This is a genomic window from Cryobacterium sp. TMT1-66-1, assembly GCF_004403435.1.
Lineage (GTDB): Bacteria > Actinomycetota > Actinomycetes > Actinomycetales > Microbacteriaceae > Cryobacterium > Cryobacterium flavum.
Genome location: NZ_SOGP01000016.1, coordinates 78,236 through 92,255, shown reverse-complemented (window position 1 = coordinate 92,255; position 14,020 = coordinate 78,236). Strand labels below are relative to the sequence as shown.

General features: G+C 66.5%; 8 protein-coding genes. 4 read left to right on the top strand and 4 right to left on the bottom strand.

Features of this window, described 5'->3' with window-relative positions; all coding sequences use genetic code 11:
- Positions 1-3: 3 nt before the first annotated feature.
- The 3 genes from E3T29_RS11450 to E3T29_RS11440 all read right to left on the bottom strand — a co-directional run bounded on the left by E3T29_RS11450 (position 4) and on the right by E3T29_RS11440 (position 1,904).
- The gene (locus E3T29_RS11450) at positions 4-519 is read right to left on the bottom strand and encodes a copper chaperone PCu(A)C (RefSeq protein ID WP_134345530.1); all 516 of its coding nucleotides are present in this window, start codon (positions 517-519) and stop codon (positions 4-6) included.
- A complete protein-coding gene (locus E3T29_RS11445) occupies positions 516-1,151 on the bottom strand; it encodes a copper resistance CopC family protein (RefSeq protein WP_166789953.1) in 636 nt (211 codons plus the stop codon). The genes E3T29_RS11450 and E3T29_RS11445 overlap by 4 nt, the downstream gene beginning before the upstream one ends.
- A 153-nt stretch (positions 1,152-1,304) precedes the next feature.
- On the bottom strand, positions 1,305-1,904 hold the full coding sequence (locus E3T29_RS11440; protein ID WP_134345528.1) for a hypothetical protein: 600 nt from the start codon (positions 1,902-1,904) through the stop codon (positions 1,305-1,307).
- 194 nt (positions 1,905-2,098) lie between these two features.
- Here E3T29_RS11440 and E3T29_RS11435 point away from each other — a divergent pair, with 194 nt between their 5' ends.
- The 3 genes from E3T29_RS11435 (at position 2,099) to E3T29_RS11425 (ending at position 5,754) form a co-directional block, all read left to right on the top strand.
- The gene (locus tag E3T29_RS11435; RefSeq protein ID WP_134345527.1) at positions 2,099-4,456 is read left to right on the top strand and encodes a trehalase-like domain-containing protein; all 2,358 of its coding nucleotides are present in this window, start codon (positions 2,099-2,101) and stop codon (positions 4,454-4,456) included.
- A gap of 90 nt (positions 4,457-4,546) precedes the next feature.
- The gene (locus E3T29_RS11430; RefSeq protein WP_134345526.1) at positions 4,547-5,224 is read left to right on the top strand and encodes a TetR/AcrR family transcriptional regulator; all 678 of its coding nucleotides are present in this window, start codon (positions 4,547-4,549) and stop codon (positions 5,222-5,224) included.
- An 11-nt stretch (positions 5,225-5,235) separates the two neighbouring features.
- Positions 5,236-5,754, top strand: a complete 519-nt coding sequence (locus E3T29_RS11425) for a CarD family transcriptional regulator (RefSeq protein WP_092107039.1) — start codon at positions 5,236-5,238, stop codon at positions 5,752-5,754.
- A gap of 98 nt (positions 5,755-5,852) precedes the next feature.
- Here the strand turns inward: E3T29_RS11425 and E3T29_RS11420 are convergent, their stop codons facing one another.
- Entirely contained in the window at positions 5,853-7,130 is a 1,278-nt protein-coding gene (locus tag E3T29_RS11420; protein WP_134345525.1) for a hypothetical protein, read from the bottom strand.
- Between the two features lie 418 nt (positions 7,131-7,548).
- Here E3T29_RS11420 and E3T29_RS11415 point away from each other — a divergent pair, with 418 nt between their 5' ends.
- Positions 7,549-13,995 carry an Ig-like domain-containing protein gene (locus E3T29_RS11415; protein ID WP_134345524.1) on the top strand — a complete coding sequence of 2,149 codons (6,447 nt, stop codon included), beginning with the start codon at positions 7,549-7,551 and terminating at the stop codon, positions 13,993-13,995.
- The last annotated feature ends 25 nt before the right edge of the window (positions 13,996-14,020 follow it).

The window sequence follows — 14,020 nt, the reverse complement described above, 5'->3', positions numbered from 1 at the left end:
ACATTATTTGTCGTAGCTCTCGTTTGCGCCCGAGTAGTCCTTGGCCGGGACGGTGAACTCTACCGTCGACCCGTCGGACAGGGTGAGGGTGAAGGTGTTCTCGGCGCCCGCGACGATCGGCTCGGTGAGGCCCATGAGCATGAGGTGGTTGGCGCCGGGCGCGAGCTCGTAGGTGCCGTTCGCCGGAACGACGAACCCGCCCTCTTTCTGCTGCATCACCATGGCACCGGAGTCGTCGGCGACGGTCTCGTGCAGCTCGATCATGGTCGCGGCCGTTGATTCGGCCGAGACCACGTTGATGTCGGTGTCGCTGGCATTCGCGAGTGTGCCGAACGCGGCGCTCATTCCGGTCTCGGCGCTCTTGACCCAGGGGTCGGTGATGGTGAGGCTCGCGGCCGCGGTTGCCGTGCTGGTCGCCGCGGTGTCGGGGGATGCGGTGTCGGTGGTGGCGGCGCAACCGGTCAGGGCGAGCAGGCCCAGGGCGGGAACGATGAGAAGGCGGGGTGTGGTGGAGGTCATGAGTGTGTCGTTTCTGTAGTGGGGGGATTTGTGCGTTGACGAGCGGATGCTGCACGGCGCGTCAGCGCCACAACCCCGAGAAAGAGGCCGAGGCCGACGAGGGCACCGATGAGCGCGGTGACGCCGATCGGGAGCCCGCCGCCGGTGCTGGCGGCCGTGTTGGTGGTGACCACGGTCGAATCGGTCGGGGTGGTGATAACGGGAGCGGCGGCGTCCGTTGTCGGTGTGGCCACCGCGCTGGCGTCGCCGACACTAAAGTCGAAGGTGCCGGAGATGGGGTGCCCGTCGGCCGAGACCACCCGCCAGCGCACCTGGTAGGCGCCGTCGGGCAGGGCGGGGTCAACGGCCAGGGTGGCCGTCGGCCCGTCGAGGGCGGGTTCGCCGGTGCCCCAGTCGGTGCCCGCTGAATCAACGACGAGCATGATCGCGCCGAGCTGCATGATGTCGTCGGTGAACCGCATCGACACGGTGGCCGGTGCCAGGCCGACGTGTTCGGTGTCGGACGGCACGGTGGACGCCACCGAATCGTGCGCGCTCGCGGCCGGTGCGACGCCGCCGATCGTGAACGCTGCGGCGAGCGCGAGGATACCGAGACCGGCGAGGAGCCGGTTTCGGGCAGGGAAAGAGAGCATGCGGTGCCTCCGAGGAGTTCGCGAGAAGGATGGGTGCGTCATGGCACGTGTTTGGGCTCGGGGCACTGGTTCAAACCAGTGCCGGCTTCTCAAACGAGTGCCGCGAGCGGATGCGACCGCTAACGTGCCGCGAGCGAGGCGCGGCGCGAGGGCTTAGAAGCCGGCGAGCGCGCGCGGCGGCCCGCGGTGTCGCAGCGGCGACAGCAACACGGCCAGGTCGACTGGTTCGATCACGCGGTGCAGCGCGGCGCGCAGTCGAGCCACGCGAAGCGGAACGAGCACCAGCCCGAGCGCAATGACCACGGTCACGAGCGCGGTGCGCGCCAGCTCGACCAGCGTCCAGAAGGTGCGCTCGCCGCGGCGCAGTGCCACGATCGTCACGATCGCTGCCAGGGCGTGGGCAATCCACATCCACCCCATCGCAGGCGAGATCGGCGAAGCGGATGCCGCCCCCACGATCACGGTCGCCGACCCGTGGTGCCCGGCCATCGTCATGGAGCCGGCCGTTCCGCCGAGCCCGAACAATAGGTGGAACAGCACCTGGCTGAACCCCACAGACACACTGAGCTTCACCAGGGAGAGTTCCTTGCCCGCCAGAGCGACGCTGACCATGCCCGCAAAGGCGAGAGCGATCGAGACGCTGACCGGCGCGGGCGCCTGGCCGCCAGCGGCCACGTGCGAGAGGGCGGCGACGAGCACGGCCACGACGGCCGTCAGCCAGCCGCGAGCGAACCGCGCCCACCTCGTTGCCATGTCACCCACCCGGCGAAAAGTTGCCAACCAAAAGTGCGGTCGTGGCTTCAGGCTAGTGGGTCGCGGGGCCGCCCGATTCTGACAACAGCCCGCCGGACGGTGCGTCAGCCGCCGAGCAGCCTATGGCAAATGGTAACGTCGCCTAGGTCCAGCAACCGGTTTGACGGCCGACGCCCTTCTGCAAGGAACCTCTAATGCCCCAACGATTGAATCTTTCCAAGAACCTTCCACGCACGCTGACGGGGCTGTCGGCTGAGATACTGCAGGATCTGCAACAGCTCGCGCGCACCCCCTCTCTCCTCGTGGCCTGCAACTACGGTGGCACCCTCTCGCACCACGTTGCGTCGAATGTGCCGTCTGTGCTGCTGGAAGAATCCGCGACGGCTTTGCGCGCCCTCGCGGCCCTGCCCAACACCCACACCGCCGTCATGTCCGGCCGCCCATTACGCGACCTCGCCGCCGATTCCCGACTGCCCCGCGAGGTGCACCTGGTGGGGTCGAACGGCGCCGAGTTTGACTCGGAATTCTTCGACGCCCCCGAGCCCTCCGATGAGTCGCAGGATTCCGGCGTCGCCCTCGACCGGCTCCGCATCCGTCTCGGCGTCAGCGCGGCCTTCTTCGCCGGCGACGCGGCGAGCGACGAAATGGCCATGAATACCCTGCACGGCCCCGACCTCGGCATTCGCATCGGTGACGACGCATCCGTTGCCGCGCACCGCATCAGCGGCCCCGAAAAGCTCGCCCAGATTCTGGCCCTGCTGTTCGAGCTACGCAAGGACTGGCTGTTCGGCCAGCATGTCGTGGCCATCGAACGCCACTCCATGCTCGGCGACGGCACCTCGACCGCCCTCGTGACGCCGGAAGCGCGCATCTGCTGGATGACGCATCCGCTGCCCGATTCCGGCTCGCTGTTCGCGAGCATCCTCGGCAGCGAAGAGGCCGGACACTTCTCGATCGAGCCGGTCAAGAAGAGCCGCGTGCTCGGCCAGCGCTACGTCGACAACACCATGGTCGTCGAAACCCGCTGGGCCGACGTCACCGTCACCGACTACATCGAGCCGTCACCGCTCGGCATCACCAACCTCGTGCGCAAGCTCACCGGCACCGGGCTCGCCCGCATCGTCTTCGCACCGCGCCCCGACTACGCCGTCGCCTACTTCAACATGCACGCCGCCGACGGTGTGGTGACCATCACCGGAACCCCCGACCCGATCGTGCTGACGGCCGCGGGCGTCGACTTCACCGTCACCAGCGACGGCCGCAATGAAACAGCCACCGCCGTCGTCGACCTTTCGCAGGGTGCCATCATGCTCAACCTGCGCTGCGGCGATACCGAGCCCTACACAGCGGATGCCGCCGGCGAGGCCGCCCGGCGCGGTGCGGTCATGAATGACTCGCGTTCCTGGGTGAACACCCTGTCGTTGCCGAGCGTGAAGCCCTCTCTCGTCGGCCGCTCGGCCCTCGTGCTGCGGGCCCTCTGCTACGAACCGACCGGCGCCGTGCTCGCCGCCTCGACGACGTCGCTGCCCGAAGGAATCGGCGGCACCCGCAACTGGGACTACCGCTACTGCTGGCTGCGTGACGGCTCGATGACCGTGAAAGCGCTCGTCGACCTGGGATCGACCGACGAAGCCGACGGGTTCTTGCGCTGGCTGGCCGGGGTCGTGGCGGACAGTCCCGGCGCGCAGTGGCTGCATCCGCTCTATTCGGTCACGGGCTCATCGCTGTCGACCGAAGCCAGTCTCGAATCGCTGCCCGGCTATGCCGGATCGCGCCCGGTACGCATCGGAAACGCCGCCGACAATCAGGTGCAGATTGACGTGTTCGGACCGGTAGCCGAGCTCATCGACACGCTGAGCGCCCGGCAGGGAACGCTCTCGGACTTTCAGTGGCACCTGCTGACCGAGATGGTCGACGCCGTCACGAGTCGCTGGCAGGAACCCGACCATGGCATCTGGGAGGCGCGGCGCTCGCCGCGACACCACACCTACACGAAGACGATGTGCTGGGTGACCGTTGACCGGGCCATCCGCACCGCCGAGCGGCACGGCAGGGACGTCGGGGCCGGCTGGGTGGAACTCGCCGCCACGATTCGTGACGAAGTGCTGCGCGAAGGCTGGAGTGAGGAAGCCCAGTCGTACACAGTGGCCTACGACAGCCCCGACCTGGACGCCGCCGTGCTGCACATCGGCCTGTCCGGCCTGCTCGACGTGACCGACGAGCGTTTTCAGCTCACCGTGAGCGCGGTCGAGCGCGAGCTGCGCGTGGGGCCGACGGTGTTCCGCTACCGCTACGACGACGGCCTGCCCGGCCTCGAGGGCGGCTTTCACATCTGCACGACCTGGCTGATCGAGGCCTACGTGCTCACCGGGCGCATCGACGAGGCCGAAGTGCTGTTCAACCAGCTGATCGCCCTGGCCGGCCCCACCGGTCTGCTCTCCGAAGAGTTCGACCCGGCCACCGAAACCCACCTCGGCAACCACCCGCAGGCTTACTCGCACCTCGGCTTCATCCGCTGCGCGCAGCTGCTCGACGAGTACCGCGGGCGCTGAAATTCTCGGCTGACTCGGGGTTTTCCGCGAGTCAGCCGTGAAAACGTTGCCCGTCTCGGACACTTGTCCGAAAAGTGTTAGTATGATCAAATGACTTCGTTGACTGCGCCCGCCCCGCAAGCGGCAGTCCAGCCAAAGGTGCAGCCAATTCTGCAGCCAGACGAGTCGAAACACGACCCGCGCGCTGAGCGCACCCGGCAACTCATTCTCACGGCGATCCGCACGCTGATCGCCCAGCCGGCGGCATCCGTTTCGGTGGCCGAGATCGTGCGCCTGGCCGGGATCAGCCGCAGCTCCTTCTATGCGCACTTCAACAGCCTCGACGTGCTCGCCGCCGAACTGCTGCGGGCGCAGTTCGCCGACATCGGCTCGGCCGGGCTCGATCTGCCGCGGCCGCGCACCGGCGAGAACGCCTCACGCCTCGGCTATGCCCGACTCGTCGCCCATATGGTCGAGAACTTTCCCCTGTACGCGAGCGTGCTCGAACTACCGTTGACGCGCAGCGCGCACGACCAGATCATCGAGGCCTACGCCACCCGCATGCTCGAGTCGGTGCTCGTCTTCGACGACGCCGTCAACGCCGAACTGGTCACGACCTATGTCGCCGGCGGAGCGCTCACCCTGATCGGCGCCTGGATGCGCGGTCACCTCGACGTCTCCGACGACGAACTCGTCGACCAGCTCGTGGCCCTGCTGCCCGGCTGGCTGCTCGAACCCGAAACCTCAAGCGCAACGCCCGTTCGCGTTGCATCACCCACACAACACTGAAGGCGCATTCTATGAAGATTGAAATCGGCGAAACCCTGGTCTACCCGCACCACGGAGCGGTCACCATCACGGCCCTCGCGACCCGCACCATCAAGGGCGTCGAGAAGCAGTTCATGACCCTCAACGTGCACACCAGCGCGCTGACCATTCAGCTGCCGGTCGACAACGTCGAGCTCGTCGGCGTGCGCGACGTCATCGACGCCGCCGGCGTAAGCGCCGTCTATGAAATTCTGCAGAACGCCTTCACCGAGGAGCCGGGCAACTGGTCACGCCGCTACAAGGCCAACCAGGAGAAGATGGCCAGCGGCAGCGTCTACCGGGTCAGCGAGGTCGTACGCGACCTGTGGCGTCGCGACCAGGACAAGGGTGTCTCCGCCGGCGAAAAGCGGATGCTCGAAAAGGCCCGCCAGATCCTCGTCTCCGAACTCGCTCTGGCCCAGGGCCTGACCGACCAGGAAGCCGGCGACCTGCTGCTCATCGAGATTCAGAACTACGTCGTCAGCGACGAGCCCGTCGAGGTCGCCGTTTAGCCTGCCTTTCGCATCCGCTTGACCGCGCCCGATCCTGGTGGGCGCTACGGTAACGGTCGTAGCGCGCACCCTAATCGGGCGCGGTCGTGCGCCAAGCGCTAGACCAGTGCGGCGCAGAGCAGCAATGCCGGCCAGGAAGCAACGAGCACGGCGGCCAGGTAGACCAGGTTGCGCCGTGTGAGGGTGATGCTGTCGATGCCGTACCGCGCACTAAGCAGCATCGTCAATCCGGTGACTGGGCCGACCGCGGTCGACACTCCCCAGCCGATGCACGCGGCCAGCACGAACAACGTGGGGTCGGGCGACAGCGGCTGCACGAGCGCCGCGACGATCGCGACCGACACCACCGGGTGCACCCCGACCATCGCGCACAGAATCATCGCGAGCATCATGGCCCAGGCCACGGGTACGGTGAACTCCGTCACCGGCAGCTGCAGGTCGAACAGGGGAAACAGCATCCGCAGGCCGACGGCGAGTACCCCGGCGGAGGCGAACAGCGTGACCTCACCGCGCAGCTGCGGCAGGTCGTGCCGGGCGTGGCGCGCCAGCGCGCGCAGGGCGCCACGACCGTTCATGATCAGCAAGCCGATCAGGGTGACGCCGAGGCCGGCGAGCAGCACGATCCGCGGCACCGGAACCGTGGGAACCAGCTGGTGCGCCAGCACCACCAGGGCCACGAGGGCGAGCGGTACGCGAATGAGCTCCCAGCTGAGCGTATAGCCGGTGTACGCGGGCAGTTCGCGGCCCCAGAGGTGGAAGATGTCCCAGACGCTCAGGCCGATGGTGACGAGCGCGAGCCCCAGCCCCACCAGCATCAGCACCAGTGAATTCGCGCCGGGAACGAGCGTGGTCGCTGCCGCGGCGGCCGCCCAGAACGGCGACCAGTACGCGGCGGTCGAGTAGGCCCGGGAGATCAGTGCCGCATCGGCGAGCCGCAGGCTGGAGCGACCGCGCAGGTGGTCGCCGACAAGGCCGACCGCACCGATGTTGATGATCGCGCCGAGCGCGTGCGTGGCCAGTGCGGTGCGCACGACGGCGAGTCGGCCGTGCAGCCGGGTGCGGGTGATCGGCGAGGTCGGTGTGACCAGTCGCAGAAACGACACCGCGGCGAGCATGCCGATCAGGTCCTGGTTGACCAGGAACAGGTCGCGGCCCACGATCTGTCCGCCCAGAACCAGACCGACCACAACGGATGCGATCCCCACACCGATCAGCACCCCCGCAATGATGCGCTGGGTGCGGTTGACCAGCGTCAGTCCCACCGCCGCGGCAGCGATGGTGAACCCGCCGGCGACGAGTGTCGCATCGGGCAGCGCCACCGAGAGCCCCACGGTCAGGATGATGCCGGAAAGGAGCAGCGCGTAGAGCAGTCGCACTCGTGCCCCCTGAATCGTTGACAGTGTCCGCGGTCGGACACTCTCTCTTATCCAACCAGTCCGAGGACACTTTCACGGCGCGCGGGAGCTGCGCCGCTGCGCGGGAGGCGCACGTTAGTTGGCATGAAGGTCGTGAGACCTCGTGGTGACGAATTGGGCCCGTTTCGCTTGGCAGTGCAAAATCCCGCGTATTCGCGCAGCCCCAGCGCAGCGGGCCGGCGACAGTATCTTAATATACAACCCATAATGGGGGTATATCATGCGGTACGAAGGCTCGATACTGTATAAACCAGCGATACTTTTTTGTCCGTGGCTCGTCGCGCGCACAGTTGGATCGACGCATTCTCTGCATCGGCATCCGTCGTCACAGAGCTCCACAGCAGGCCCGACCAGGCTGAGCACCTCGGATAGGTTACACATGAGCGCGCCCGTATTCCCCGCAATTCGCACGCGTGCAGCCCGCAGCCTCGCACCGACCGTACTGGCCAGGTCCGCCGTGCTGGCGTTACTGGCAATCGTCGCGGCACCGCTACTGGCCATGGTCGGTGTGCTGCTATTCGGACTGGCCGCCGGTGCGAGCCTGGCCACGACCCCCACCGGCGCCCTCGTGCAGGCCGTCGGCATCAACGTCATCCTCTACGGTTCCGCGGGGCTGGCGGTGCTGATCGGGGTGCTCGCCATCGCCCTGCTGCACTCCGGAGCCCACACCGGCCAGAACCGGCCACTCCGACGCGCCTTCGGCGGAGCATTCGCGACACTGCCACGCCTGCTCGGAGCGCTCGCGCTGCTCGTCGTCAACGTTCTCATCACGCTGCTCGCCTGGGCGCCGATCACCGCGGCGGCGCTCGTGCTGGCCGTCGTTCTCCACGTGCGCTATCGACGCAGCACACCTGGGGCGGTCGGCGAGCAGGCCCGCACCTCGCCCGGTGTGCGGCGTGCCCTGGTCTGGGCGATTCCCTTCCTCCCGCTGCTGGTAGCCCTGACCGCCATCGTCGCCTTGTTCCCGGCCAGCCTCGCTCGGCCGCGTTCGGTTCGGGTGCTCCTTCGCTCGGCGATCGACCGGGTGCGCCGGCAGAAGCGTTCACTGCTTCTCCTGGTCCTGGTCGTCGCCCCGGTGTCGGCCGCGCTCACCTGGTCCGGCACCACGGTCGCCACCATCGTGCAGGCGGGCGCGACCGAGGCCACGTCGGCAGGATTCATAGCGGGTACCCTCCTGCTCGCCCTTACCCTGGCCATCCTGCTGATCTGTACCGGTGCCGCCATTGCCGTGCTGAGTCCGCCCAGCCCCACCGACCGAACGGATGCCGCAGCCAGCGCCGCGCGCGTCGGCCTGCGTTCCCGCTACGCCGACTTCCTGCGCCGGGCCACGCCGGCCATGCGGCGCACCGCAATGGTCACGGTGCTGGCGCTGTGCTCGACTCTCGTGGCGACGCCCGCGTTCGCCGTGCAGGGCGGCACGGTCACGGAGATGGCCGTCTACGAGATGAACCCTGGTCAGGAGCGAATCGGCAACGACCTGACCTTCAACATCGTCATGACGTCAAACGGCGCTCCGGTCAGCGTCACCGGCAGCATCGAGGTCTACAGCGGATCCACCCTGCTGACCACGGTCGACACCGCCACCGACAATCTGACCTGGGTGGTCGTACCTACGGACGGTTTCGCAGTCGGCACCGTGCCGCTCCGCTTCAGCTACCTGCCGACCGGCTCATTCGAGCCGTCCGAAGATTCGCTCACGGTCGACCTCGGCAAGGCACTGACGAGCCTGTACATCTCGGCCACGCCGTCGTGGAACGAGACGATCACGTGGGGAGAAGGCCACTCGATCGTAGCCACCGTGACCGGTGAAGTGGACGGCCCACGTACCCTGATCGTGCGGGATGGGGTCTATCTCGACAGCCCGATCGCGGCATCCGCTGATTTCACCATCACGAACGGCACCGCTACAGTCACCCTGGACCTGACCCGGAAACTCGGCTTTGGCGCGCACACCTATCGGGCCCAAGTGCTCGGTACCGACACGAGCGCGGCGGCCGCCACCGACGAGTACACGATCAACATCGATCGCGCTCCCACGACGGTGACCCTGACCACCACGTTCGCCACGGTGGGCAGTCCCGTCACCCTGACCGCTGCGGCCAGCTCGTCCGCCGCGAACGCGGGGGTCGTTGCCGGGCAGCTGAAGTTCTATGTCAACGGCAACGAGTTGGGCACTGTCACGGTCGACTCCACCGGTCAGGCGAGCATCCGCTACACCCCGACGACGGTAGCCGACTTCGTCGTTAGAGCCGATTATTCGCAGGTTGCCGCGCCGTATACCCATCTCTGGTCATCGAGCGGCAACGTCACAGCCGAGGTAACCCGTGCCAACGCACCGTGGCCGACGTCGCACTGGTCTGGCGATCTCTCGCTCGAAGACACCTGGTTGGAAATCAGCTACGCGGCCGCGGCCGGGCTGCCCGCGCCGTCGGGCTGGGTGCAGATCGTCGATTCCCGCTACGTGCCGGTGGGGCGTGGCTATCTGGTCGACGGCACCCTCAGAATGAAGATTGCCGCCGTCAGTGGTCAGATTTATTATCACGCGCAGTATGAGGGTGACGCGCTCTACCTGGCCCGACAGACCTTCCTGCCCGACCTGGTCGTGGCCGCGCATGTTCCGGCCCTCGCGGTGATCCTGCCGACTGAACCGCGAATTGGAACCACACTCTCGGTGGGCGTAGCGCTGTCCGACGTGCCGTTCGACCTGGTCGAAAGCGTCACCGTGTACGACTACTTCGGTGGCCGCGCATCTCTCGGCACGATCGCGCTGAATGGCGCTGGCATGGGATCGCTGGACTGGTCCACCTTGTTGGCGGGAGAGCATCCGCTCGTCGTCGAGGTCACCTACACGAATGCGAGCGGTCTGGCGCCGACAGTCTCCGACGCGCTGACGGCCACAGTACTGCCCGCCGAAGTGCCCGACCTGCGCATCACCACTGACACTCTTACTGGCTCGTTGCGCGCCGGGGCGCCCGTGAACCTTATCGTCACTGCGCACACCCTCGCCTCGGGAACGCCGGGACTGGCCGCGGGCACCGAAGCAGTTATCGTGGATGCCGCTGGCCGCGGTCTCGGAACGGTCACGCTGGTTGCGGGTACCGATGGGCTCGTCGGCTCGCTCACAGTATCGACGCTGCGCGGCGGACTCGCCCAGTTGCATGCCCGGGCGGTCTATGGCCCGCTCGACCAGACGGTGAACGGCCCAGTCTTCGACCTGACCCTGGCTGCTCCAACCACCTACCTCTCGGTCAGTGCCGCGCCGGTCACGGCCGGCAGCCTGGCCGCAGTGACCGTGACGGCTGCGGTTCCGTTCGGCCTGCCCGGCGAATCGACCCGGGTTGCTGCCACAGTTTCGGTCGGCGATGTCGACTACCCGGTTCACCTGTGGCGTTCCAACGGCACGGATGCCTTCACCGGCACGGTCGACGTGCCCACGACCTCGGCCGGCTGGCTGGCCGTCACCGCGACGATGGCCGGTGACGGCGTCGACACCGGGCCGGCGACCGTCTCGACGACGCTCTACGTGGACAAACGCGCGACCCAGATCTACCTCATGCCGATTCACAACGCCGTTGTCAGCGCATCGCTCACCGTGACGCCCGTCATGGGCAGCGTGGCGAGCAGCGTCCTGAACGCCGGAACGGTCAGCGTGACGCTGTCGCCGTCCGGCGCAATCTGCGTTGCTGCACCCAACGCACCGTGCACCTTCCCGGCCTGGGCCGTGCGCGCGGGGGAGAACTTCGCCGTCGCGCAGTACTCCGGCGACGACCAGCACCTTCCCGCGGAATCCTCCAACGTCAGCTTTGAGGCTGCCGCGCGGTACAGCATCCTGACGACTACCTACGACCCGCTACCTGACCACTGGATTGAAGGTGAACCGGTCACCGTGAGCTGGGCCGTGACGACTTCGGGCGCGCCCGCCTCGGGCCTCGTGGAGGCGACGATCGGTGCCAACCGATGCACTGGCCCGGCACTGGCCGGAAGCTGCGTCATTGTCGTGCCGGATCGCTTCTGGGGAACGACGGATACCGATCAGCCCTATTCGACGGTATTTGCGCCCTTCGACGATGCCCCGGCACAGCGACAGGACAGCAGCGTCATCACCCGGGCCTGCGTCACAGCGGTCGCTTCGCACGCCTCCCTCGACCTGAGCGAGGCGACGGCGTGCCGGCGCGGGTCGATTCAGGGCATTCTGACCGGCAGCATCGTCACGATCACAGCGGATGCCCCGGCCCGCAATTTCGTGCACACCGGCTGGTGGTTCGAGGGCGCACGGTGGGCTCGCGGAAGCCACAGCGACTCCACGATTTCGGTGCGTCTGCAGGGCGCGATGCGGGCGTGGCCGCTGACTCAGTACTACCCGCAATGCTTCACCCTGACCCTGAACCCCAATACCACCACGGCCTACGACCCGGGCCGCCTCGTCTCGTTCACCGAACCCAACTGCGCCAGCCCCGACGGCGCCACCGAGACCGAACTCCGCGAGAAAGAAGCCGGTGCGCCGCGCTACGCCGCCGGCACGGTAGTGGAGCTCTACGCGATCCACAACAGCGAAAACCGGGGAGCAACCAGTTGGGAGCGACCGGCACTCGACCTGTTGTCCTTCGACGGGGCGGAGCGGGAGGTCGCGAATCCGGCGTTCGCCCACGTCGTCATGGACCAGGACCGCACCGTGACGGCGAAATTCAAGGTGCGTGACTGTATTCCTATCTCGATGGTCAGCGGTAAGGGTGGCTCGATCGTCGTGCAGTCGTCGAGCAGACCTGACAGCACCGCGCACTTCGCACCGTATTCTGGTGCCTGCACGGATGCATCCGGTGCAGCCGGGTACGTACCGGGCACGCAGCTCACCCTCAAGGCCGTCGCCGACACCGATATGGGTGTTGTCGCGTTCTCCGAGGCCGACAATCACTGCTCGTGGGAGGCATCCGGTGCCTGCGCCGAGTTTGATCCCACCTTCGCCGTGCGTGCGGTCGGAAGTATTCCAAAGAATGCGGTCTCACGGCTGCAGGTAGTGACGGTTCTGGCGGCGGCTCGATACGGAGCGATCTTCAGCGAAGTTCGGTGTGTAGCGGTCACCACGACGACCTCCTCACCGATCGGAATGTCGTATTCCAGGGGGAACCCGAGCGAAGTCGTCGACTCGACGAGTCTGATTCTCACGCCCGGGTCCGGGGATGGGCAGCATGACTGTGGCGGAAACAGATCGACGTCGTCACAATCGACGCTGGGCGCGTACTCCCTGACGACGCACCGGGATTGGTTAGTCGCGACGGGGTCTCTCGAGGTCAGCACGAAATATGCAGCGATTTCGTTCGAAAAAGGATACAACGAAGACGCGACGACGGTGTGGAGTACCAGCACCGATTCGGGGGTACTGCGGGCTGGCACAGCGGGTACCGGTTCTGGGCCGCTCCTTGACCTGACCGCGGTGGGTTCCGAACTCACTATCGCCGCCAACTGGTACTCCGGCTCGTGTCGAGTGCCCGTGCAGCTTCCTCAGGGCGGGTCCGTACGCCTGGCGAGCGACTCGTTGGAGCCATCCTGCCCCGTCGGCAAGTGGACCAACGACCAATCCGGCGTGATCACTGCGGATCCCGCGCTCAATGCACCAGGCCTCGTTCCGTTCTTCTCGGTGGAAACCTACGAGGGGCAGGGTTATGACCTGGAACCGGCGCCGGACGGCCGTTCGTATTCTCGCGGGTACCTCTACGTTCCGGACATGAACCTGATGCGACACTTCTCGCCCAGGTTGGAGTATTGCGCTCCGTTGAATCTGGACGTGCGGGTGCAGAACGACGTCGGGAAGGGAAGCACGATGCCGGCGTCGGGCGTGCACGCATACATCGCTGACAACGGCGGATGCCCGCCCGATTGGGCCCGTCCGGGTCGAACGGTCGGGATCGGCCTCACCAACTCGGGGAACTACGCCTACTCGCTGGTCAACGGAACGGCTTCCACCGGGGCATCCGTGTCGCTGAACGCCCAGGGTGACATCACAGCCCGGGTCGGTCTGCCTCTGCAGCTGCGCTCGATCTGCTACTCGGTGGCGGTGGCGGACAGCGTGTCATTTACGACGCCGGGAAATTGCCCGGGTGGTGCCAGCAACCGCTTCCTGCGCGGTTCGGTGGTTCAGATCGAGCTCGAACTTCAGCAGGGGTCGGAATTTCGCGGCTGGAGAGACGTGGCGCAGAGCAGAGGAACGACCGCATGGGTGATCGTCTCCGAAGATCGCGCACCGTGGGCTGATATTCATCGCCCCAGTGACCTCGAAATTGTGGGAAACGTCGCGAGTAACTTGGCGCAGCGCGCGCTGAGCGCCATCGTGTCCGTTGCGACAGGTGTGCTCCTGGCAGAAATGTATGTCGTACAGGGGGTGGCGCTTGCCATGCAGGGGGTGTCCACGGCCTTGCACGCGATGGGAGTGGAGGGCAGGGTGCTGGACGGCTTTGACGAGGGTGTCGCTATTATCACCAGTCAGATCGAGATGGTGAGCATGCTGTCGAGCTGCATGCAATCGTGGTCGAGTGGTGACGGGATTGCTGAACTTCCGATCGACGACGGATTCCTGGCCGATGGAGCGGATATGGCGACCGGCGAGATCACCGATCAGATTTCTGAACGATTGGAGAATGCCCTCAAGAACAGTGGGCGCAGCGGGGCAGCTTCCATGATGGGTGCGATCGGTCAGGGGCAGGACATGGCGAATATTTTCGGTTCCAACCTGAACATGTTGGGCCGCGGCGCTGCGGTCGGCTGGAACAGCATCGCCGACGATGTCGGCGGCTGCATGGTCAACGGTATGGAGACCGCCGGCTGGATGTGAGGGTCGGGGTCAGGGCCCCGACCAA

Coding starts and splice junctions, on each gene's coding strand:
- E3T29_RS11425 (WP_092107039.1), top strand. CDS start 5,236: ATGAAGATTGAAATCGGCGAAACCCTGGTCTACCCGCACCACGGAGCG.
- E3T29_RS11450 (WP_134345530.1), bottom strand. CDS start 519: ATGACCTCCACCACACCCCGCCTTCTCATCGTTCCCGCCCTGGGCCTG.
- E3T29_RS11445 (WP_166789953.1), bottom strand. CDS start 1,151: ATGCTCTCTTTCCCTGCCCGAAACCGGCTCCTCGCCGGTCTCGGTATC.
- E3T29_RS11415 (WP_134345524.1), top strand. CDS start 7,549: ATGAGCGCGCCCGTATTCCCCGCAATTCGCACGCGTGCAGCCCGCAGC.
- E3T29_RS11440 (WP_134345528.1), bottom strand. CDS start 1,904: ATGGCAACGAGGTGGGCGCGGTTCGCTCGCGGCTGGCTGACGGCCGTC.
- E3T29_RS11435 (WP_134345527.1), top strand. CDS start 2,099: ATGCCCCAACGATTGAATCTTTCCAAGAACCTTCCACGCACGCTGACG.
- E3T29_RS11430 (WP_134345526.1), top strand. CDS start 4,547: ATGACTTCGTTGACTGCGCCCGCCCCGCAAGCGGCAGTCCAGCCAAAG.